The 22,311-nt window shown below is 54.9% G+C and carries 20 protein-coding genes; 9 read left to right on the top strand and 11 right to left on the bottom strand.

The window, feature by feature from the left end:
* The first annotated feature begins 54 nt into the window (after positions 1–54).
* The 3 genes from potA to QHL1GM_RS06500 all read left to right on the top strand — a co-directional run bounded on the left by potA (position 55) and on the right by QHL1GM_RS06500 (position 3,054).
* The gene (potA, locus tag QHL1GM_RS06510; RefSeq protein ID WP_071693739.1) at positions 55–1,236 is read left to right on the top strand and encodes an ABC transporter ATP-binding protein; all 1,182 of its coding nucleotides are present in this window, start codon (positions 55–57) and stop codon (positions 1,234–1,236) included.
* Positions 1,237–1,304: 68 nt separating this feature from the next.
* Positions 1,305–2,216 (top strand): ABC transporter permease subunit, encoded by a 912-nt coding sequence (locus QHL1GM_RS06505; RefSeq protein WP_071693738.1) that lies wholly within the window; start codon positions 1,305–1,307, stop codon positions 2,214–2,216.
* 7 nt (positions 2,217–2,223) lie between these two features.
* Entirely contained in the window at positions 2,224–3,054 is an 831-nt protein-coding gene (locus QHL1GM_RS06500) for an ABC transporter permease subunit (RefSeq protein ID WP_071693737.1), read from the top strand.
* Between the two features lie 6 nt (positions 3,055–3,060).
* Here the strand turns inward: QHL1GM_RS06500 and QHL1GM_RS06495 are convergent, their stop codons facing one another.
* A complete protein-coding gene (locus QHL1GM_RS06495; protein ID WP_071693736.1) occupies positions 3,061–3,270 on the bottom strand; it encodes a CPXCG motif-containing cysteine-rich protein in 210 nt (69 codons plus the stop codon).
* Positions 3,271–3,434: 164 nt separating this feature from the next.
* On the opposite strand from QHL1GM_RS06495, the gene QHL1GM_RS06490 reads away from it, so the two are divergent.
* Positions 3,435–3,863, top strand: coding sequence for a DUF3617 family protein (locus tag QHL1GM_RS06490; RefSeq protein WP_071693735.1), 429 nt, complete (start codon positions 3,435–3,437; stop codon positions 3,861–3,863).
* Positions 3,864–4,090: 227 nt separating this feature from the next.
* Here QHL1GM_RS06490 and QHL1GM_RS06485 read toward each other — a convergent pair whose 3' ends face one another.
* Together QHL1GM_RS06485 and QHL1GM_RS06480 are read right to left on the bottom strand one after the other, a co-directional pair.
* The gene (locus QHL1GM_RS06485) at positions 4,091–7,213 is read right to left on the bottom strand and encodes an efflux RND transporter permease subunit (RefSeq protein ID WP_071693734.1); all 3,123 of its coding nucleotides are present in this window, start codon (positions 7,211–7,213) and stop codon (positions 4,091–4,093) included.
* A complete protein-coding gene (locus tag QHL1GM_RS06480; RefSeq protein ID WP_071693733.1) occupies positions 7,213–8,295 on the bottom strand; it encodes an efflux RND transporter periplasmic adaptor subunit in 1,083 nt (360 codons plus the stop codon). Before QHL1GM_RS06480 ends, QHL1GM_RS06485 begins: the two co-directional genes overlap by 1 nt.
* A 135-nt stretch (positions 8,296–8,430) precedes the next feature.
* Here QHL1GM_RS06480 and QHL1GM_RS06475 point away from each other — a divergent pair, with 135 nt between their 5' ends.
* Positions 8,431–9,615, top strand: a complete 1,185-nt coding sequence (locus QHL1GM_RS06475; protein WP_071693732.1) for an NAD(P)/FAD-dependent oxidoreductase — start codon at positions 8,431–8,433, stop codon at positions 9,613–9,615.
* A gap of 191 nt (positions 9,616–9,806) precedes the next feature.
* Here the strand turns inward: QHL1GM_RS06475 and QHL1GM_RS06470 are convergent, their stop codons facing one another.
* The 4 genes from QHL1GM_RS06470 to QHL1GM_RS06455 form a co-directional block, all read right to left on the bottom strand.
* Positions 9,807–10,118 carry a YqjK family protein gene (locus QHL1GM_RS06470; protein ID WP_071693731.1) on the bottom strand — a complete coding sequence of 104 codons (312 nt, stop codon included), beginning with the start codon at positions 10,116–10,118 and terminating at the stop codon, positions 9,807–9,809.
* Positions 10,093–10,497 carry a phage holin family protein gene (locus QHL1GM_RS06465; protein WP_071693730.1) on the bottom strand — a complete coding sequence of 135 codons (405 nt, stop codon included), beginning with the start codon at positions 10,495–10,497 and terminating at the stop codon, positions 10,093–10,095. The genes QHL1GM_RS06470 and QHL1GM_RS06465 overlap by 26 nt, the downstream gene beginning before the upstream one ends.
* The gene (locus QHL1GM_RS06460) at positions 10,497–10,829 is read right to left on the bottom strand and encodes a YqjD family protein (protein ID WP_035563274.1); all 333 of its coding nucleotides are present in this window, start codon (positions 10,827–10,829) and stop codon (positions 10,497–10,499) included. Before QHL1GM_RS06460 ends, QHL1GM_RS06465 begins: the two co-directional genes overlap by 1 nt.
* Before the next feature lie 77 nt (positions 10,830–10,906).
* Positions 10,907–11,938 carry a phospholipase A gene (locus QHL1GM_RS06455; protein ID WP_071695932.1) on the bottom strand — a complete coding sequence of 344 codons (1,032 nt, stop codon included), beginning with the start codon at positions 11,936–11,938 and terminating at the stop codon, positions 10,907–10,909.
* Between the two features lie 205 nt (positions 11,939–12,143).
* On the opposite strand from QHL1GM_RS06455, the gene mscK reads away from it, so the two are divergent.
* A complete protein-coding gene (mscK, locus tag QHL1GM_RS06450) occupies positions 12,144–15,452 on the top strand; it encodes a mechanosensitive channel MscK (protein ID WP_302847894.1) in 3,309 nt (1,102 codons plus the stop codon).
* A 21-nt stretch (positions 15,453–15,473) separates the two neighbouring features.
* Here mscK and QHL1GM_RS06445 read toward each other — a convergent pair whose 3' ends face one another.
* The 3 genes from QHL1GM_RS06445 to QHL1GM_RS06435 are packed head-to-tail and all read right to left on the bottom strand — an operon-like array spanning position 15,474 to position 19,574.
* The gene (locus QHL1GM_RS06445) at positions 15,474–16,232 is read right to left on the bottom strand and encodes a TlyA family RNA methyltransferase (protein ID WP_071693728.1); all 759 of its coding nucleotides are present in this window, start codon (positions 16,230–16,232) and stop codon (positions 15,474–15,476) included.
* 30 nt (positions 16,233–16,262) lie between these two features.
* A complete protein-coding gene (locus QHL1GM_RS06440; protein WP_071693727.1) occupies positions 16,263–18,320 on the bottom strand; it encodes a hypothetical protein in 2,058 nt (685 codons plus the stop codon).
* A 30-nt stretch (positions 18,321–18,350) separates the two neighbouring features.
* Positions 18,351–19,574: an acetyl-CoA carboxylase biotin carboxylase subunit family protein gene (locus QHL1GM_RS06435; protein WP_071695931.1), complete on the bottom strand. Its 1,224-nt coding sequence runs from the start codon at positions 19,572–19,574 to the stop codon at positions 18,351–18,353.
* Positions 19,575–19,837: 263 nt separating this feature from the next.
* On the opposite strand from QHL1GM_RS06435, the gene QHL1GM_RS06430 reads away from it, so the two are divergent.
* The 3 genes from QHL1GM_RS06430 to QHL1GM_RS06420 all read left to right on the top strand — a co-directional run bounded on the left by QHL1GM_RS06430 (position 19,838) and on the right by QHL1GM_RS06420 (position 21,579).
* A complete protein-coding gene (locus QHL1GM_RS06430; RefSeq protein ID WP_007113264.1) occupies positions 19,838–20,167 on the top strand; it encodes a DUF1820 family protein in 330 nt (109 codons plus the stop codon).
* Between the two features lie 88 nt (positions 20,168–20,255).
* Positions 20,256–20,891 (top strand): TIGR04211 family SH3 domain-containing protein, encoded by a 636-nt coding sequence (locus QHL1GM_RS06425; RefSeq protein WP_071693726.1) that lies wholly within the window; start codon positions 20,256–20,258, stop codon positions 20,889–20,891.
* Positions 20,892–20,946: 55 nt separating this feature from the next.
* Positions 20,947–21,579, top strand: a complete 633-nt coding sequence (locus QHL1GM_RS06420) for a thiopurine S-methyltransferase (RefSeq protein WP_071693725.1) — start codon at positions 20,947–20,949, stop codon at positions 21,577–21,579.
* Positions 21,580–21,630: 51 nt separating this feature from the next.
* Here QHL1GM_RS06420 and QHL1GM_RS06415 read toward each other — a convergent pair whose 3' ends face one another.
* Positions 21,631–22,224: a YajG family lipoprotein gene (locus QHL1GM_RS06415; protein ID WP_071693724.1), complete on the bottom strand. Its 594-nt coding sequence runs from the start codon at positions 22,222–22,224 to the stop codon at positions 21,631–21,633.
* Positions 22,225–22,311 lie beyond the last annotated feature (87 nt).

Genomic DNA, 22,311 nt, shown 5'->3' with positions numbered 1-22,311 from the left:
GCTGTTCGTCTTTTTTAATGCCCGGGTTTCCGGGCCTTTTGATGGGAGTGGCGAATGGTCACTACGCCCCTGTCGAACGAGCCTTCATCTGCTTCGCCAACGTCTCCTTCTTCGTCGCGACCCCAGGGTAAAACCCCGCGGTTTGCTGAAGATGTGGTGCTGGAAGTGAAACGCTTAAGCAAGCGGTTTGATGATGCGCTGGCGGTGGATGATGTCAATTTGCAGGTTAAGCGCGGGGAAATTTTCGCGCTATTAGGTGGCTCTGGGTCGGGTAAATCAACCCTGCTGCGGATGTTGGCGGGCTTTGAGACGCCCTCCGAAGGCCGGATTTTATTAGACGGTGAGAATATCACTGCCATGCCACCGCACAAGCGGCCTATCAATATGATGTTCCAGTCCTATGCGCTATTTCCGCATATGACAGTGGCGCAGAATATTGCCTTTGGCTTAAAGCAGGACAAGCTCCCCAAAGCGGATATCGACGCTCGCGTCGCGCAAATGTTGAAACTGGTGCATATGCAGCGCTTTGCCAAGCGCAAACCGCATCAGCTCTCTGGCGGCCAGCGCCAGCGTGTAGCGCTGGCACGTTCGCTGGCCAAGCGGCCCAAGCTGTTGCTGTTAGACGAGCCTATGGGTGCGCTGGATAAAAAGCTGCGCACCGAAATGCAGCTAGAGGTGGTGGAGATCATCGAGCAGGTGGGTGTGACCTGCATTATGGTCACTCACGACCAGGAAGAGGCGATGACCATGGCCGACCGTGTGGCGATCATGGCCGATGGCTGGATCGAGCAAATAGGCTCGCCGATCGATATTTATGAAAGCCCGGTGAGCCGCATGGTGGCGGAATTCGTCGGCACGGTGAATCTGTTTGAAGGCGAGATTATCGAAGACGCTGCCGACCACTGCCGCATCGCCGCTCCCGCGCTTGAGCGCCCCATCTATATTGACCACGGTATCACCACTCAGGCGTCGAATCGTCGGGTTTGGGTCGCACTTCGACCTGAAAAAATCTGGCTAACCCGCGAGAAACCCACTACAGAATATAACTGGGCAGAAGGCAAGGTGGATGATATCGCCTACCTAGGCGGCTTCTCGCTTTATTACGTGCGCACCCAGTCGGGCCAGATCATTAAAGTCAGTATGGCCAATACCGAGCGTCGCGGTGATCGACCTACCTGGGAAGACAGCGTGTATGTCTACTGGGAAGATCACAGTACGATTGTTTTGAACCGTTAGCGTCTTGAACTGCTAACGTTTTGAATTGCGATAGTGACGCATTCCTTACTGCGAGGAGACTGCCTTTAATGAAGTTATCTCGTTCTTCAGCACTGCTCAAACGCTTGCAGTTAGGGCGTCGGGCAGTGATTGCGTTTCCGCTCGTGTGGCTGACGCTGTTTTTTTTACTGCCCTTTGCGCTGGTGCTCAAAATCAGCCTCTCCGAGGCGGCGATTGCGATTCCGCCCTATGGTCCGCTGCTTGAGTACGCCGACCAGACGCTGCATGTATTTCTTAATTTAGGTAATTATCTATTCCTGCTTTCGGACTCGCTGTATATCGCCGCCTACTGGGGCTCTGTGAAAACGGCGTTTATTGCCACGCTGGCCTGTTTGCTGCTGGGTTACCCGATGGCGTATGCCATGGCCCGTGCCCCGGCCCGCTGGCAGCTGCTGTTACTGCTGCTGGTCATGCTGCCATCATGGACGTCGTTTTTGATTCGTGTCTACGCCTGGATGGGGATTCTCAGTAACAGTGGGTTAATCAATAACCTATTGATAGGGATTGGCCTGATTGATTCACCGCTGCGCATGATGAATACCCAGTTTGCGGTCATCATCGGCATTGTTTACGCCTACTTGCCGTTCATGGTACTGCCGCTGTATGCCCACTTAACGCGTATGGATAACTCGCTATTAGAGGCCGCTGCTGATCTTGGCTCGCGCAGACTCAATACCTTTATCAAAGTCACCTTGCCGCTCTCTACAGGCGGCATCGTGGCCGGCTCGATGCTGGTATTTATTCCGGCAGTAGGGGAGTTTGTGATTCCTGAACTGCTGGGCGGCCCTGATACGCTAATGATCGGTAAAGTGCTGTGGGAGGAGTTCTTCCTCAACCGCGACTGGCCCGTGGCGTCGGCACTGGCCATGGTAATGCTACTGCTGTTACTGGTGCCGATTGTCTGGTTCCACCGTTACCAGTCCCGCGAATTTCAAGAGTGACGCTTGAATGATCAGAATGCGACGGCCTAACTTCTCTACGGTCATGCTGGTGCTTGGCCTACTGTTTCTTTACCTGCCGATGTTTGTGCTGGTGGTGTATTCGTTTAACGCTTCAAAGTTGGTCACAGTGTGGGCGGGTTTTTCCACCCAGTGGTACGGCGAGCTGTTTCGTGATCAGCAGATTTTGTCGGCGGTATGGACGAGCCTGCGCATCGCGTTTTTCGCTGCCAGCATGGCGGTTTGCCTGGGCACCGTGGCAGCCTTTGTAATGACGCGCTATGGCCACTTCCGCGGCAAAACGGCGTTGTCGAGTATGGTCACGGCACCGCTGGTAATGCCCGAAGTCATCACCGGTCTTTCGCTGCTGCTGCTATTTGTGCAGATGGCGCAGATTACCGGCTGGCCAGCCGACCGGGGTATGGCAACCATTTGGATTGCTCACACCACCTTTTGCAGCGCCTATGTGGCGGTCGTGGTGGCTGCGCGCCTGCGGGAAGTGGATCTCTCTATCGAAGAGGCAGCCATGGATTTGGGCTCGCCTCCTGTGAAAACCTTCTTCTCTATCACGCTGCCCATCATTACCCCCGCGTTGGCAGCAGGTTGGCTGCTGGCGTTTACACTCTCACTGGATGACCTGGTGATCGCCAGCTTTGTTTCAGGCCCAGGGGCCAATACGCTGCCGATGGTGGTGTTTTCGTCGGTGCGCATGGGGGTGTCGCCGAAGATCAATGCGCTTGCTACATTGATCATCCTAACGGTATCGCTGGCGACACTATTGGCGTGGTTTTTTATGCGACGTAATGAGACTAGACGAAAGGCCGCTCTACGAGAAGGTTAGATCAAACTAGAGAACGTCGTCGTCGCGCCCGGCGACGACGCTGTCGAGTTCTCCGGTCATTGGCGAGACGATGACTTGTAGCTGAATGGGCGCGCAGCACTGATGACAATCTTCCCAGGTGTCATGGCTGCCCTGGGAAGTATCAATCAGGAAGGTCAGCGGTGAATCGCAGTAGGGGCAGTGAAAGTCATAATTGACCAGGGCGTCGTCTTGCATTGTTGGCTACCTTGTATAGCGGGTGCGCTGAATTAGGCATTTGTTTCACTTAGCGTGATTCATTAAACGTTGAGTGTAGCAGTCTGGCCGTCAGATAAAGCATCGTGGGATTGAATCAGGTAGGATATTCACAGATTCCTAAAGCAAACGCAGCGAGAGTAGCGATGATGTTACGTAACATGGCAGTAGCGGCCCTAGTGGCCTTTCCGATGGTCGCGTTGGCTGAAACCCCCAATGTCACCCCTGGTGAGTGGGAGTTTGTGAGCACAACCAGCGTCACCGGCGAAATGGAAATTCCGGATCAAACGGAAACCGAGCGCCAGTGTATTAGTCAGGAAGAGCTTGAGGGCGCTGAATTCGGCTTCATCGAGGAAGAAGAAGGCTGCGAGCTGCTCGACCAGGAGCTGACTGAGGACGGTCTAAGCTACAGCATGGTGTGCCGTGCTGAGGGTGGCGAAGCCACTATCGATGGCGAAATGCGTTTTATGGGCGAGCGTATCGAAGGCAGTGTCGATATTCTAACCCAGTCACCTATGGGTGAGCTGAGCATGAATACCGTGATTGAAGGCGAGTACCTGGGCGAGTGTGAGTAATCGCTAGCTCTCTTTTCAAAGGGTGCCAACAGGCACCCTTTTTATTGAGAGTGTCATTGCAAGGAGTGAAAAGACGAAACTTCGCAATGACACTCCCCCTATGTCATTGCGAGGAGCGCAGCGACGCGGCAATCTCAAGCGTGCGGTGGCCTCTAAAAACCAGATTGCTTCATTGCGTTCGCAATGACCCCCCCCCAAAAAATTGCCACGTTTCAGTCGCCATGACATCAGTCAGATGGCGCGTTAGCAATTTCCTCCTCCAACTGCCGCTTAACTGCACCTGGTGAACCAGTGTGGCGAGCGAGTAGATCGTAAGCGACGGGCACGACAAACAGCGTAAACAGCGTGGCCGAGCCGACCCCCGCCATAATTACTGTGCCGATGACCAGGCGCGATTCTGCGCCAGGGCCGGTGGAAATAATCAGCGGAATGGCACCGGCCATAGTGGTCACGGCGGTCATTAAGATGGGTCTTAAGCGCGTCACAGAGGCTTCAATCAACGCCACACGAAACGCTTTCCCCTCATCACGCAGCTGGTTGGCAAACTCGACAATTAGAATGCCGTTTTTCGCCGCCAGCCCAATCAACAGCACCAAGCCAACTTGGCTGTAGATATTCAGCGATTGACCGCTGAGCAGCAGGGCGAGTAGTGCGCCGCTCATCGCGAGCGGCACCGTGAGCATAATCACAAAGGGGTGGATCAGGCTCTCGAACTGCGCTGCTAGCACCAAAAAGACCACTAGCGCGCCCAGGATCAGCAGGAACGCGGTGGCGCCGCTGGCCTGCTGGAAGTCCCGGGAGGCGCCTGCCACATTGGTTTGCGCCTCTTCCGGCAGTAGCTCCGCGGCGCTCTGCTCTAAATAGGCCAAGGCTTCGCCGAGGGGGTAGCCATCCGCCAAGTTGGCTTCAATGGTAATCGCCCGAATACGGTCAAATCGGTTCAGGGTGCTGGCGCCAGCAAAGTCGGAGAGGGTGACCAGGCTGGCCAGGGGGATCAGCTCACCTGTGCGAGCAGATCGCACCTGAATGTTATCCAATGCCCTCGGGCTGTTTTGACTGCCGCGGTCACCTTCCAAAATCACGTCGTACTCTTCACCGTCATCCACGTAGCGAGTGACGTTACGGCCACCTAACAGCACTTCAAGCGTTCTGCCTATCTCGGTAACCGTAACGCCCATTGAGGCGGCACGCTCGTAGTCAATGTCGACTCTTAGCTGCGGCTGGGTTTCGTTGTAGTTGCTCTCCAGTGCCATCAAGCGCGGGTTGTTTTCACGCACATGATCGATCAGAGTATCGCGCCAACGGGCAAGCTCTTCGTAAGTCCCGCCGCCCAGCACAAACTGCACCGGCTTCTGGGTACGCTGCCCAAACCCTTGACGCATTACCGGGAAAGCTTGTACCCCCGGCAGCGTACGCAGCTTTTCGCGTACTTCGGCCATGATCTCCCAGGCACTGCGTCGACTGCCCCACTCAGCCATATTGACGATAATAAAGCCGCTATTAAAGTTCTCGATGTTGCCGTAGCCACGAGGGGCGCGAACGACGACGCGCTCCAGCTCACCGCTCTCCACCAGTGGCGTCATCCTCGCTTCGATCTCATCCATATAGTCCATCATGTAGTCGAAGGTGGCGCCTTCGGGGCCATTCACCAATACGATAAAGTTGCCACGATCCTCTTGGGGCGTGTATTCGTTGGGCAGTACCGTAGCCAGCCAAGCGGTGGCACCAATCAGCAATACAAACGCCGCGACCACCAGCCAGCGCATTTTGAGCATCCACTCTAATGACGCTTTATAACGGCGTTGTGTGCCGCTGAGCAGCCACTGCACGGCTTTGCCAATCTGACTGTCGTGCATACCCGGCTTAAGAATTTTAGACGCCATCATCGGCGTAAGCGTCAGTGCCAACAGGGTCGAGACCACAACTGCCGCGGCCATGGTCAGCGCGAACTCGGAAAATAGTCGGCCAATATCGCCTTGCAACATACTGAGTGGCAGAAAAACCGCCACCAACACCAGGGTGGTGGCGATAACTGCAAAAGCGATTTGCCGGGTACCGCGAAAGGCGGCGACTAGCGGTGTCTCGCCGTAGTCGTGCATACGCCGGTTTATATTTTCAAGCACGACGATGGCATCATCGACAATCAGGCCGATCGCCAGCACCAGCGCCAGCAGCGTTAGCAGGTTGATGGAGAAATTCATCGCGGCCAGAGCGGTAAAAGCCCCAATAACGGCTATCGGAACGGTTACCGCGGGCACCAGAGTGGTGCGCAAATTGCCCAAAAACATAAAGATCACCACCACCACCAACCCCATGGCGATAAACAGCGTCATAACGACCTGCTTAATCGCCCCTGAGACGAACAGCGATGCGTCGTAGTTCAGACTTAGCGACATGCCTTCGGGCAGGGTGCCCTGCAGGCGTTCAAGTTCGACCTGAACGGCTTCGGAGAGCTCTATCACGTTGGCCGTCGACTGCATGATCATGCCCAGGCCGACCATGGGGATGCCGTTAGAGCGAAATACCGAGCGATCCTCCACCGCGCCGACTTCTACTCTTGCTACGTCAGCAAGGCGCACCAGATAGCCGTTTTCCTCCTGGTTTTGAGGAGAGCTGAGGGCGAGGCGCTGAAAATCTTCGGCGCTGGCAAAACTGCGGGGGAGGCGGACAATAAACTGGCGATCTTCGGATTCAAGAGAGCCTGCCGGTAGCTCTACGTTCTCTGCCCGTAGCGCATCTTCGATATCGCTAACGGTGAGTCCGCGTGCGGCCAAGGCATTGCGATCCAGCCACACGCGCATGGCGTAGTCACTGCCACCGCCGACACGTACCCGTGCCACCCCCGGCTGAACGGAAAGGCTGTCGACCAGAAAGCGGTTAGCGTAGTCGGTCAGTTCGGTGATGGAGTAGTCTTCACCGGAAAGGCTTAGCCACACCACTATCTCTTCGCTGCTATCGGCTTTGGTAACCTCTGGATTGTCAGCGTCGTCGGGGAGGTTGCGCAGCGCGCCGGAGATGCGGTCGCGGATATCATTGGCGGCGGCATTGATATCCATATCGATGCCAAACTCGATCTCGATCTGAGAGCGGCCATCTTCGCTTTGCGAGGTAATTAACTCGATGCCTTCAACACCCGCAATGCGGTCCTCTAATACTTGGGTAATACGTGTTTCGACAACGCTGGCCGAGGCGCCTGGATAGCGGGTATCGATGGTGACCACTGGCGGGTCGATGGTGGGGTACTCTTGCAGCGGCAAACGATTAAGCGCTAGCAGGCCAAAGGCAACAATCAGCGCCGCGATCACCATCGCCAGTACCGGTCGCTGTACAGAGATATCCGATAAGCGCATTAGCGGTCGGCCTCCAGCAGCGCTCGTATACCGGTCTCGTCATCGGCGATCCCGATTAACCTCGCCTCTTGCCCATCCCGGGCCAACTGTAGGCCATGAACGACAATTAAATCGTTGGCTTCGAGCCCCTCAAGAATTTCCACCTCGCCGTTGCGCCGCTCGCCGATCGCCACTTCGCGCCGTGCCAAGCGTGTGCTGCCTTCACTCTGATCAATTAGCATCACGAAGTGGCGGTCACCGCTAGGCTCTATGGCAGCCTCAGGAATGACAACAGTATCGCGTACGCGCTGTTGAACGATCACTTCCATCAGCATGCCAGGTCGCAGGCGGCCATCGGTATTCTCGAGATCAGCGCGGACGCTTACGCTGCGCGTGACTGGATCCACTCGGGTGCCGATGGTGGCAATTTCACCGCTAAAGAGGGCGTCAGGGTAGGCGGCAGTCGTGGCGTTGAGCATCAAGCCTGGCGAGAGGCGGCCGAGAAATACTTCGGGGACGCTGAAATCGAGCTGCATAACATCCAATTTATCGAGCGTCACCAGATCCATGCCTGGGGTGACCAGGGCGCCAACACTGATATTGCGAAAGCCGACACGGCCGCTGAAGGGCGCTTTTATCTGGTAATTAGCCAACTCCGCTTCAATGGCTTGTATGTCGGCATCTGCCTGACGCAGTCGTGATTGGCTATCTTCTACATCGGCCCGGGCCGCTAGGTTGCGTTCTTGTAGTTGGGAAGCACGATTTGACGCATTGCGTCGCTCTTCGCGTAGTGCCTGGGACGCTCTCAACTGCGCCTGCTCTTCGGCATCCTCTAAGCGAATAAGCAACTGCCCCTCTTCGACCTGCTGGCCGTCACGGAAATTGATCTCGGCAACGATGTCCGTGACGGTAGCCGATAGCGTGACGCTCTCATCGGCACGAAGGGTTCCCAAGGCTTCTAGTGGATCAGACCAGGTCGTCACGATAGCCCGTGTGCCGATGACTGACGGCGCCGTTTGGGCGAACGTCACACTGGAAAGCAGTAGAGTGAGAGGCACGAGCGCGAGTCGCAACAGCCGTCGTCGATGAAAAGGCAAAAGCATAGTGTTCTCAGCGTTAGATAATATTTATACAATTATTGTATAGGGTAATTCGGCCATATAATAATTTTTAAGTGCGACCCTGTTAGAATGCCTGCCTTTTACGGCGGGAATCGCCCTCAATATGAGCTGTCCATTATGATCTATGACGTTGTCATCATCGGCGCTGGCGCTGCAGGCTTGATGTGCGCAGCGCAAGCAGGCTATACCGGAAAGCGGGTCTTAGTGCTTGATCATGCTAACAAAGCGGGCAAGAAGATTCTCATGTCCGGGGGCGGTCGTTGCAACTTTACCAACCTTGGCACTACGCCACAGCACTTTTACTCATCAAATCCTTATTTTTGTATTTCGGCGCTCAAACGTTATCGTCCTGAGCACTTTGTGGAGCTGGTTGAGCGCCATGGCGTTGAACATGTTGAGAAAACGCCGGGTCAGCTATTCTGTGCCACCTCGGCCAAAGAGATTGTCCGTACGCTACTGACCGAGTGTGAGTGGGCGGGGGCTGAAATCAGGCTTAGCAGCCAGATTACCCGCGTGGAGCAGCAGGGCAGTGCCATGCGTATAACGACCTCGATAGGTAAAATCGATGCGGGAGTGGTGGTAGTGGCGAGCGGCGGACTTTCCATTCCGAGCATGGGCGCGACAGGGTTTGGCTACGACATAGCCCGTCAATTTGGTCTGGAGGTGTTTGATACTCGCCCTGGGCTGGTACCTTTTACCTTAAGCGATACCTGGAAAGCGCGCGCAGCAGAGCTTTCAGGGGTGAGCGTTCCGGTGGCCGTTAGCGCTGGCAGCCGCCGCTTTGTTGATCCTATGCTGTTTACCCACCGCGGCTTGTCTGGGCCGGCGATGCTGCAGATATCCAGCGTCTGGCAGCCCGGTGAGAGTATTACGGTTGATCTGCTGCCCAATGAAAATGTGGCAGAATCGCTGCGTGAGGCGCGACAAGAAACCCCTAAGCGTCAGCTCTCAACTTGGCTTGGCGAACGCTTCCCAAAGCGTTTAGCGCAAGCGCTGCTGGAGTGGTATCCCGACCATGACCCGGCTCGACCACTGGCCCAGTATCCCAACGCAGCGTTGGATGAGTGGGCGCAAAGAATCAACGTCTGGCAACTGAAGCCAGCGGGAACAGAAGGGTGGCGAACCGCTGAGGTGACCATGGGTGGGGTCAATACCGACGCGCTATCGTCCAAAACCTTTGAGGTTAAAGCTCTTCCGCAACTGCGCTTTATCGGTGAAGTATTGGATGTAACAGGGGAGCTGGGCGGGTATAACTTTCAGTGGGCGTGGGCGAGTGGCGTAGCCTGCGGGCAGTCCTGCTAGCTTAGCCTGTGCATTGGCGCCGAGCGCAGATTGCCGCGAGGGCGCGGTGACCTCATCCCTGGGCGCTACTTTTGTCATCCATGACAAAAGACCCTCGCTTTAACCTGCCCTGGCACCACACTATCGAGCATCAGTAGCTATTTTGAATTTCGATAGCCTTGCCTCTCAGCAAGTAAGGTAGATTAATAAAATTAAGTGGCCACTTTGGCTAATAATTTAAGCTTTTTGAACAGCATATAGCCCGCAAGCGCTTTTCTGCCTGCCGCCATGGCGCCGCCTGGGTGGCGCATTAGCTTGAATGCGGCAAAGCCACCGACGGCGTAAAGCGGTAGCTTGAAGCTTTGCCAGTTTCTATCCAGTGGTGAAGCAGCTTGCTGTAAAAATTCACTATCGACCAAAATATCCACGCGCTGCTGCTCCAGTTCGGCCAGCAGCAGCGCTTTGCGCTCAGCGCGGCTGAGTGGTTTCGTTGGCGGTTTAGCGGTGTCTGCGGATGGTTTCATCACTTGGCTCCTCAAGCAGTGCTCGATCTGCGGCAAGCTGTTTGAGTGTTTCTTTTAAAAGAGAGTGCTGCTTGGACTGGCGAATCGCAATAACCGCAAGTAACAAACTGGCACCGATCAAAACACCAGCACTGATGGCAATGGCGGTTAACCGATAGGTATCCCAGAATAGAACCACTACTAATGCTGTCAACGTGGCAATACCCAGCAAGAGCAGCAGTAAGCTTGCTCCTGCAAGAAGAAGTAGAACCAGTAAGCGAGCACGTTCCTCTTCTAACTCAAACACCGCCAAACGCAGGCGGGTTTCGCTATTAGCAATCAGCGATTTCAGTAAGCGTTTGGCGGCAGAGAAGACGCGTTGGGTTGGACCCAAAGCCATTAGCGACGACCGAGCAGCATACCCACAACCATACCTGCTGCGGCACCAATACCAATGCTCGTCCAGGGGTTTTCGTGGACGTAGCGATCACATGCATCGGCTTGGTGGGTCAGCGAGTCACGAGTTTCGTCATAGATACGTTCTCCGCGAGCTTCAAGACGCGCACGAGTGTCTTTCAGACGGCGTTCGGCACGAGTACGTAGATCGTTCATTTCTCCGCTGGCGTCTTTAGCGGTCGCATTGACCAGCTCTTCAACGGTTTCACTCAAGTGGCGCAGATCATCTTTGAGTTGATCGGCTTGAGTAGAGTAAGTGGGTTGACGTTTAGCCATGGAGTCTTCCTTTGACGAATGAATGATTTAGCTACTATGAGCATAGCAGCCATTTATTAACAGACAAGCAATTGCGCCTATCGGTTCAGCCCTGTCGCACTAAATAAGGGATTTAAACTAAACCCAAGGCTTAAGCGGTGTACGCGATGATCATAATCGATCATGCTTTCACCATACCCATAGTAGTACTGTACATGCGCACGCAAGCTGTTGAAAGCAGGCCAGCTGTAATCAATCTGGGTGCCAATATTACCTGCGCTGGGGTTGCCGCGTAATTGACCACTCACTTCACGGTTGTCGTTGAGGCGTTTGGCGAGACGGATATCACCGTATCCCATGTAGCGTTCGATATCCGGGTTGTCGTCATCATCTGAGGATTCTGGTATGCGCCAATGCGGCGCCAGCGTGAACGCCCAGTCGCCGCGTTGAAAGGTGCTTTCAAGATAAACCCGATTCCAGCTACGCGAGAGAGGATCAGAGCGACCGTTAGACTGGTGATTGAGGGATACGCGGTTACGGGTATTCACCCAACCAAGTGCCCCCCAGGCATTGTCAAAGTCGATAAATATTTCCGGCTCGTAGTTGGTTTCCCTAAAGGGGGATGAGGCGTCGGTGTTATAAGCCTGCCACCAACTGCGCTGGGTGTAACCAAAGTAGACGTCGCCGTAGTTACCCAATACCTGCTCAGCCAGATTAACCTTGGCGCTGAACTGGAATTTCAACTCCACGCCATCTATTTCGCCATCGTCAGAGATATTGCGAAAGCTTTCACGGTTCTGGTTGGTGTTATAGCTAACCGGAAACAGGTAGTTGGTGCGGTGGGTGGTGATTGAAAACGGGTTCCGGCTTGATTCCTGCTCAAGCTCGCGGCGCTCGCTTAAATCTTCCCTTGCTGCTTCTTCAGGCAGCTGTTCAAACGGTAAGCCTAATGCGGCGTCTTCGGGGTTATCTATCTGCTGCAACTGTTGACGCAGATCATACAGCTCGGCATTGAGGGCGCGGATACGCTCCTCAATCTCTTGTTGAGACTCGGCGACGGCATTCGCGCTAAACGTAGCAAGGCTCAGCAGAACAATAAGTTTCGTCAACGGCAGTTTTCGGGTGACCATCAAGGTGACTCGCAAAATAAAGGAATAGGCAAATGCCAAGCTTGTTTCTATCACGCCGCCTGCGGAAGTCAACACCTCTGATTGCACTGGCTATCAGAACGTCTGACAATAACCCTACTATCCGTGTCTGCGGAGCTTTTGATGTCAACGAGGCATAAGTAACGTGGTGAGATGCGCCTGTAAGTGGAGTATATCCTGTTTGTTCCTGCTGCTCTTTATTAGCAGTACCGCTATTAATCCAGCCCAGGCTGCGCTTCAAGCCAGTATGCTTGAACGGGTGCCTGATCAGGCTGAACTGGCATCACGGCTTGCACAGTTAGAAGCCCTTGAGGAACCCTTGACCGCTCAGCAGACAAGCGATAAAGAGGCCCTCGAGGCGGCCCTTGACGCTTATGAACGGCTGACCTCCGTGGATGAGCGTCTTGCTGCATTAGATACCCGTGTTGAACAGGCCCCAGAGGTGTTAGCACGCCTCCAGCGTGAGTTAAGTGAAGCTGAAGTAGCCTCGCAGCAGTTAACCGTCGCCGATTTGAGCGATCGCCCCCTCGACGAGCTGGAAACGCTGCAAACTAACGCCGTGGTTGAGCTGCAACAGTTGCAAAGCCAACTGGCGGAAGTGAACTCGCAACTACTGGCCGCCCAAACACTTCCTGAACGTGCCCAGCAGTCCATCGCGGAAACTCTCCAACGCGCGGAAAGTTTACGCCGACAGCACGATGAGCGCGAGGCTTTGCTAGCGGATCGCCAACTTTCTGCACTGAGCGATGCACGGCTTATCCAATTACGCCTTGAGCGTGCACTTGCCGAACGTGAAGTAAGCTTTTATCAGCGCGAGCTAAGTGCTAATAGCCGCCTGCGCGAATTAGCCCAGGAGCGTCGTGACGTGCTGATGGTCCAGATCGATTATCAACAGCAGCAGCTAACGATGTTGCAAGGCGTGATTGATCGGCAGCGAAGGTTGGCTTCTGAGCAAGCCATTGCCGATGCTGCCAGGGATAACCCGTTAATCGCCGCTGGGCATCCGGTGGTGGTGCAAGCGCAGCAAAACAATCAAACACTAAGTTTAGAGCTGCTGCGGGCGACAGATCGCGCAAACAGTATAGTGCGCGACAATATTGAAGCCCAGCGGCAGCTAGAGAACGTGCGTCAGCTTCAGCGCAGCCTTAATGAGCAAATTGAGGCTATCCGCGGCAGCCAGCTGCTGTCGCGTATTCTGCGTGAACAGCGCAAGTCACTGCCTCCGTTGTCGGCACCACGAGATTTACAGGACGAAATTGCCGACCTGCGCTTAAAACAGTTCGATTTGGTTCGTCAGCGCGATCAGCTACGCCAAAGTGAGCAGTACGCCATTACGCGTTTAGATCAGGCGGGCATAGAGGCGACGCCGGGGTTGGTCAATTCACTCTCGCAGCTTTATCAATCGCGCCGTGAACTGGTCGAGCAACTGGAACAGTCTTACGGCAGCTTATTAAGTGCGGCTATTGAACTACAGCTCAACCAGCAGCAGCTAGTCGCAACGACCAGGGAGCTGCGTAAAACTATCGATGAGCAGCTGTTTTGGGTCGCTAATAGCCGCCCTTTGGATATTAATTGGCTGCGCCAACTACCTCGCAACCTACAGCTGGAGTGGCAGGAAGGGGAGTGGCGGGCCATTTTACCCACCCGCTGGCAAGGGCTCTCTTGGGAGGTGCTCAGAGGGGCACCTCTGGTGGTGTTAAGCCTGGTTTTAATGGGGGTGCGGCGCCAAATTAAGGCCCTTTTGGCCAAGCTGCACTCGCAGATTGGTCGGTTGAAAAGCGATACCCAACTGCATACCCCCAAAGCGGTGCTGCTGAATGCGCTGCTAGCACTCTCCGGTCCGCTGGCATTAGCAGGCATTGGCATCGGGCTGCTAGGGGCGGCTGGGCCATTGGCTAATAGCGTTGCACCAGCGCTGCTGCAATTGGCCTTGAGTTGGGCCGTGGTCGCTTGGGGACGTAGGCTGCTGGTCGCCGATGGCGTGGCCGAGCGCCACTTTACCTGGTCGCCCCAGTACACCGCCCGGTTACGCCAACTGCTGGGTGGGTTAGGCATCGCCTTGGTGCCAGTCATTGCCATTGCAGCGATGTCTGGAGAGATGGAAACGCCGCTGGCACTGCGTCCTGTGGCTTTGGGTCTGTTGTCGTTCGGCTTGATGGCTATGAGCTGGTGGCTGGCGCAGTTGATACTGGCGCATATCCCCATTTTTGGTGTGCATCTGTTTCGCTTAATGCTAGGACTCGCTATGGCGTCGGTGCCGCTTATGCTGCTGGGCTTGGTGGTCTGGGGCTATGAATACACCGCGCTACGCTTAGTGGGACGGTTCGCTATTACCCTTTACTTGCTGGGGCTATGGGTCGTGGTGGAAGCTACTTTGGTGAGAAGTCTCGCGGTGGCCGCACGGCGGCTCGCCTATCGCCGCGCACTGGCCCGTCGACGCGCTCAAGTGCAAGAGGGTGCGGAAGGTGGTCTCGAAGTAGTCGAAGAACCCCCGCTTGATATGGCACAGATCAATAGCCAATCGCTGCGGCTTTCCAAGCTGATTGTGTTGATTGGCTTTAGTGCACTGCTTTATTTGGTCTGGGCGGACTTGCTTTCGGTGCTCGGCTATTTGGACAACGTGTCACTGTGGGAGGCGCAAGAAGGGGACCTGGTCGATAACGCGCTATCGATATCCGACATCTTTGCTGCCCTGTTGATTGTAGCTATCACCTTTATCATGGCGGGCAACTTACCCGGTCTGCTGGAAGTAATGGTGCTATCCCGGCTGTCATTGAAGCAGGGTAGTGCCTATGCCATTAGCTCATTGCTCTCCTACACTATTGTGGGCACGGGGATTGTCATGGGGCTGTCAACCCTTGGCGTCTCCTGGGACAAACTGCAGTGGCTGGTAGCCGCCCTGAGTGTGGGGTTGGGGTTTGGCTTACAGGAAATTTTTGCCAACTTTATATCCGGTTTGATCATCCTGTTTGAGCGTCCGATTCGTATCGGCGACACCATCACGATTGGCAATTTGCACGGAACCGTCAGCCGTATCCGCATCCGCGCGACCACCGTCACCGACTTTGACCGCAAAGAGATCATTATCCCCAATAAAACCTTTGTAACCGACCAACTGATCAACTGGTCGTTGTCGGATAATATCACCCGTGTCGTGCTCACCTATGGCGTAGCCCACGGTTCCGATATGGCTAAGGTGCATCAGCTGTTGCGTAAGGTGGCGGATGAAAACCCCCGAGTGTTAACCGACCCAGAACCCCAGGTTTTCTGTTTAAGCTATGGGCAGCACAGCCTCAATTTTGAGCTGCGTATTTTCGTCAACGACCTGCTCGACCGACTGTTTGCCGCCGATGAAATTAACTGCCGGGTAGATGCGTTGTTTCGCGAAGCGGGAGTACGCGTGGCGTTTGAGCAGATGGATGTGTGGTTACACCCTGACCAGGGTGAGGCGGTTAAAGTGCAGTCGGCGAATCAGTTGCCCCCAACATCGACGTAATGCACTTTTAAGCCTCTTTTTTTAAGTCTCTTTTACTGCGTGTAGGAGAAATTCTCGGTTGCCGTCGCCGCCGGTAATTGGGCTCTCCTGCCAGTGGCGAATGGTAAGTCTGCAAGCTTCGCAGGCGCTGCGTATGTTGGCTTCTACTTCTGTAAAGCGCTTAGGGTCGCGTACTACGCCGCGTTTATCCAGGGCGCCGGGGCTTAGCTCAAATTGCGGTTTCACCAGTGAAATCAACTGACCGCCTGATGGCAGCAGGGCAGCAATCTCGGGCAGAATCAGCGTTTGGGAGATAAATGAAACGTCCATGATGGCGCTATCAATGGGATGAGTGACCAGCACGCTGTTGAGGGCTTGGCTGCTGCTCATCGCGCGCGCATTTACCCCTTCAAGGCAGGTGACGCGCGGGTCGCCGTGCAACTCAGGTGCAAGCTGACCGTGGCCAACTTCTACACCGATCACGTGCCGGGCGCCAAAGCGCAGCGCGCAGTCGCTGAAGCCGCCGGTTGATTGGCCTATATCCAGCACAACAGCGTCGTCAAAACGCAGCTCAAGCGCTGTGAGCACTGCTTCTAATTTCAACCCTGCCCGGGACACATAGCGCTCTTCGGGGTCGTCTTCTACTTCAAACCGGGTATCGTCGGGCCACTTTTCAGAGGCTTTGGTTAACGGCTTACCGTTCTCGGCAAGCCGTATCCGCCCGTGCCGGATAAGCCTTTGGGCGCGGGTGCGCGAGTTGGCCAGCCCCTGGCTGACCAACAGTTGATCGAGTCGCATCATAGTGGTTGAAAGTGTCGGTAAAAGAGCCGATTACCCCACGTCTGGGGGCGAATTGGTTAGGGTTGAATTGGAGCCTTGATCCGCCTGCAGTTCGATAGGTGGAAGGCGTGAAGCTCCCCAGCTCCGGTGCAGGAAGTGTTTAACATTTTCCACCTCTTCGCTGGTGACGTCGGCTATGTCAACGCGCTCAAGGGGATCGTAGTGATAAATATACAGCCGCGATGCAAAGCGCTCGAAAGGAAGCGAGGCCTCGCCAAAGCGTTCGCCATTGCCCGATGTGCTGACAATAACGCCATCGCCCCAATCCTGACCGCTATCATTGTTGGGATTGTAGAAATAAATCCGCATGACATCAGTCGGGTCGAGGGACGCCCGCAAAATGGTAATCGCGTGCCAGCCGATGAAACGCGCCGCGCTATCGGTGACTGCAATACCCGCCGGCTGGGGATGAATCAGCGGCTGGTTACCATTGTAGTAGGGGTGATAGTAGGCAAAGAAGTGGCGTATAAAGTCGTCCACATTGCTTAGCTGACCGGTGGCGACATCAACATTGATAAGAAAGCCACGCCCTGACCACCAGCCGTGAAATTCAGGATTTACCCAGCGATGGGGATCGCCTTCGCGGCCAATACAGCGCCGACCCATTTCAGCGTAAATGCGATCCAGGTGCGGTACGACAATCAGCGAAACCGGATCTAGATCCATGGGGAGCTGCGTCGCCACACCGGAGAGGCTCGCCATTGATGAAATGGCTTGTCCCTCAAAATGCATGATGATTTCGTCGTCGCGGGCTGCCCAGGCCACCATCTGCAGCAGATAATCCGGGTCGTTGTAGGCCCACATGGAGAGTGCCCGTGCTGACTGGCAGGTAGGATTGTTACCCTGCCCAACGCCTAGCGGCAATCCCAGCATGCAGAGTACACCTTCAATCAGGCGCGCGCGGGGAGAGACAGTATCGCCATAGGCGATAGTCAGTCGCGACTGCGCCCACTCTGATAGCGGTAGGTTAAGCTGACGCCACATGGCGGGCGCAACCGGCGGCTGATAGAGAATGCCGCGTTCAAGCATCAGCGCCAAGCCGTAAACCGCTTGAGCGGTGGCAGGATAAACGCCGCCACGAATCAGCGCTTGAACCAGTTCGCGATAGCAGAGAAGGCAGTCGCGGCCAGTCGATGAAAGGCCCAGCGCCTCGGAGAGTAAGTGGTCACCCTCTTCGAGTAGATGACGTAACAGCACGGCGTGATACGGCGATACCAGGCCGGTGTCGTGCATCGCCCGAGCAAAACCGGTAGATTCAGCCTGCAGCGCCGCCTGATCCATATGCTCCAATCGATCACGGTATACGTCGACACCGGGGTCTTCACGACAGGCTTGGGTGGGCCCGTAAAGCGAACTCACCAAACGGTCAGCGCCCTGGCCGCTAGCGCCAAGATCAATCTCTGGATTGGCCTGACATAGCGCAATTTGGGTGATCATCTGTTTGATCGAATCAACTTGAATAGGGCGCTGTTTTAAAATGCGCCATATCTCATCAATCAGGCGATCAACGATATGCTCGTAGCCAATTCGTTCAGCTAAGTGCTGGAAAAGCTGGCGGGGGATAGTCGCCAGTCGACCTTGGGTTTCCCGCTCCGCCTCGCTGGGCGGCAAGAACAACAGCCATAAATTAATCGCCATTACCTGCGTAAGGTAGTGGTGTGCATGCTCTGCGGAAACCAGCGGGTGCTCAAAATCGCCTTTAGCGACAGCCAGGAGACGAAGCTCGCTTAACGCCTCAATGACGACCACATTGGCGTCCGCGCTTTTCAGCGAGAAGGTCGTCAGGGTCGGTACCAGGTATTGGGGAGTTTCCCAATCGGAGCCCAAAAAAACACCAGAGTCCTCAAACGCTTTCGCGCGGGACTCCAGTGCTTCACAACCGCCATCCTGAAGCAGTACTCGCCGCGCAGTGTCCATCACCCGCGGCAGCTTGGCGGGTTTTGAGAAGGCTGGCGCCTGGGTTAGCAGGCGCACGGCATCGTCAAAGTTGCTCAACAGTCCATTGAGCTTGCTATCTTCTTGAGAAGACGTAACTTGATCAGTCTCCACGGTGACTCCTTATCCCTGCGTTAGCGGGGATTATACATAGAAGTCGAGATCTTCTTGGCGTTTTAGCAGATCGCGAATCGTATGCGCATCCTCGCCTTTAAAGTAGATCAGACCCCAATGGGTACCAAACGCGGTGCGTTTAGTAACGGTTTCTTCTACTGGTGAGGTTAGCTCATGAGACTCAAAATAGGGGTGATCTTCGGTCTCTTCGGGAATTTCCAAGCGGCTGACCACACGACGGCGGGGGTAAACGCCAAAGCAACCGGCAAAGCCATCGGCATCGACCACTTCTTTGGGGAAGAAGTTGGCTACTTCTTCTTTCGTGGTTTTCGGGTCGAACACCAGCATTGAAGCTTCGTAAGCGTTAAAGCCGTAAACACGCTCTAGCAGTTCAAACACCTTGAAACCGGGCGGACGGTAAGCCACTTCGCCAAAGTACATCTCACCATCGCTGGTGACAAAGTATTCCGGGTGGATCATACCAAACTCAATATCGAACGCTTTAATCAGCTTTTCAATTTGTTGAGTGATCTGTTCGCGGTAAATCTCGAGCTCAGGCGATGCGGGCACAAACACCGAGTAACCAAGTGTCACGTATTCAGAAATATTCAAGAAGGCGATTTTGCCATCGTGAACCCACGCTTCAACGGCAAATTCCCAGCCATCCAGGTGCGATTCCATCAACACCGGAAACTCTTCATCGGGGATGGTATCGACTTCATCTGGTGTGCGAATAACGCGGTGACCAAGACAGCCTGCTTTATCAAATGCTTTCAGGTGAATCGGGTCGTTGGGGTCGCCGTCCAGCTTTAGCAGCGTCTGATTAACGCGCTTTAGAAAGCGTACTACATCTTCTTTATCGTGGGCTTCTTCAAAAATACCCACGCGGATGCCGCCTAGCTGGGCACGACGCTTCATTAGCGCCTTATCGCGCAATAGCAGCGACTGACCGTAAATGCGCGGGTTATCCAGTAGCACAGAGTTGATGGCCCCTGCCCACTCAACGGTCTCTTCGTAAAGCGGAATGGCGACATCGACGCCTTTTTCTTTAAGGGTCTCGGCAATTTCCATTGAGCGGTCATTGAGTCGCTCGAAATTCCAAGGCACGTAGGGAATGTCGTGTTTTTGGCAATACTCTTCCGCCCAATCGGGTGCAACGACAATGTAGCGACGGTCAAAATTCTCGGCCGCTTCAATCGCATTGAGACTCCAGCCTAATAAAGCGATATAGCCCTTATTGGGATCCTTCTGCATGTTGATGACTCCTACTTGGTGAGCGAACATAATTGCCAAATCACGCTCACCACCATACACGAGGGGGCCATGCGCGGCTAATGAGCTCATTATTCATAGCCTTAACGCTACGCTTGCTAAAGGGTTAGCCTAGGGCCTGTTGATGTTTCACTCACGACGCGGTTCGCGATGAAACGTCAACAGGCCCTAAAGGCGCGGCGGTGGGAATATGGTAAGCTAGGCGGTTCAACTTAATGTACGAATGGCAAGAGGATTAGGCCAAGATGGCGGCCAAGCCGATCTACCGTGTGGTGGTTCACCAGCAGGGTGAAATTTGGGATTTATACGTCCGAGAGATCTTTCAAAGCGAACTCTGGGGCTTTATTGAAGTCGAGGAGTTTGTCTTTGACGATGCTTCACGGGTAGTGGTTGACCCTGCAACTGAAAAATTGCAACGAACCTTCGATGGTGTCAAACGTAGCTACCTACCGTTAAATGCTATTGTGCGCATTGATGAAGTAGAGCGTGAAGGGCCATTGAAAGCGGTCAAAACCGATGCCCGGGTAGCAGAGTTCCCCCGTCCCTTTCCGTTGCCCCCGCGCGGCGAAGGGTAAGCGTATGAGACAAGCGCACCGCTCAGTTAAGCGATAAGCGCTGCTGGCTTCGTCCGCCTTGCAGCGTTTTTAATCAGGACATGATGTCATGCTAGTAAATAGAATTCGTTATCGAAATTACGCCGCTGCGGCTGGCATTTTACTCAGTGTTACCAGCTTCAATGCCACGGCCCAATCCGCGAACCAAGCCTGGGTGACCGATGAGTTAAGCACCTATGTACGCAGCGGCCCAACCGATGGTTATCGCATCATTGGCACGCTCAATGCAGGCGAACAGGTAGAGGTGTTGGAAACCAGCGGTGACTACACGCGTGTACGCAACAGCGATGGAAATGCGGTCTGGGTATTGAGCAATGAGCTTCAAGAAACACCAAGTGCGGTTGAACAGCTGCCCGCTTTAGAGGCCCAGGTAGAAGAGTTAACTGCTGAGCTGGATGGCATCAACGAAGCTTGGGAACAGCGTGTTTCCTCGATGACCGAAACCCTTGAGGTGCGTGAACGCCGTATAGCCGAGCTTGAGGCGAGCAATCAAGAGCTGGATAGCCAGGCAGAGCAGTCGCGCCAGCAGGTAAGAGGGCTTCAGGCTCGCTTGGAGACCCAAGAAGAAGACCTGCTGATGCGCTACTTCATGTACGGCGGCGGCGTCGCTGGCGCGGGCTTGTTGGTTGGGCTGATTGTGCCGCACCTTCCTCGTCGGCGTAAGAAGCGTGACCGTTGGTTTTAAAAGCGCGATAAGTCCCCTCTACGGATAGTGCAATCGACTTCACGGTGGCCAAATAATGAGCGATCAATGGCGCAAGCGCTGGCAAGAAGGGCGTATTGGCTTTCACCTCCAGCAGGCGCACCCAGCGTTGCTGCGCCATTGGAAGTCGCTCGGTGTGGCTAATCGCACCAAGGTGCTGGTGCCGCTGTGCGGTAAAAGTCTTGATATGCGCTGGTTGGCGGATGAAGGGCACCCAGTTCTAGGTATAGAGTTTGCCCCAGAGGCCATTGAGCAGTTTTTGCTACAGCGGAGCACATCGGTATCCCGCTACCGTCAGGCAGGCTTTACGATTTCCCGCCAAGGCAGTGTGGAATTATGGTGCGGTGACTTTTTTCACCTACATATTCAGCAGGCTGCCGAGATTGGCGCGTTTTATGATCGCGCCTCGCTGATAGCGTTACCGCCACCAACTCGGCAGCGCTATGCGTTCCACCTTGCGCAGTTGGTGCCGCCTGGCGCCAAGGGCCTGTTGATTAGTTTGTCGCATACCGATGGCAGTGCTGGGCCGCCTTATAGCGTACCCGCAAGCGAGATCGAAAGCCTTTTTACTCCAAATTTCGCGCTAACTTTTCTCGAAGAGGGCAGCCCTGATGGGCGTGGCCGAACAGAGAGTGTGTGGGCACTTGAACGACGCGGGCCGCGTCTCTAGTGGTAAAAGACGCAGCCCGAGTCTGAAGTGATTCTGGGAAGAAGATACTTCTTAACGTGCGAGTAAACGGCCCAATTCTGGATCGCTAAAAGCGCGGTTCATGCCATCGCTAAGTAGATCGCTTAACATTCGCGCATTGCTATCGGCATCGGGTTTAAGGGCATAGCCCTGGGTACGGCGCGAGGTGTAGGTGCCGGTATAGGTGGTGCCCTTGTTTTGAGCAACAGCGCGGAAAACACCTTCAAGACGCGCTTCATCGACCAGCGGCTGGCCGCTATCGCCGCGGGCGTAGTTCAGGCTGGCTAGTTCCAGCGTTAAGCTCGGTCGGCCCTCTGCCTGTTCGGTGGTAGGGCTAAAGCCCATATCCCGCACGGCGCGCTCGGCTTCTTCTTGGAGACGGGGAATTAACTCGTGACTGCTCACGGTAATATGCGCCGTCGACATACCGCCGCCAGCACGATTGCCTATAATGTCGCTCTCACGGCCATCCTGGGCAATCACAGTAACCTGCTGGCCAGAGCCAACTTGCGGCACCTGCGCACTGCGCTCAGGGCTGAGCTGTAAGTATTGGGGGCTGGTGCAACCGGCAAGCCATGCACTGGCAAGTAGTACACCTGAAATTCGTAAAAAGTGACGCCGAAGCATGGTCTTCCTCCGCTATGGCTAAAACGCCAGTATAACGCGGGTAGCGCGCTGGCGGTATGTTCTGGCGTTGCGACTTTGTTCAGCTAC

The sequence above is a fragment of the Halomonas sp. QHL1 genome (assembly GCF_001882345.1).
Lineage (GTDB): Bacteria > Pseudomonadota > Gammaproteobacteria > Pseudomonadales > Halomonadaceae > Vreelandella.
Note: the sequence above shows the minus strand (reverse complement) of the source record. Positions and strands in the feature narration are given on the sequence as shown.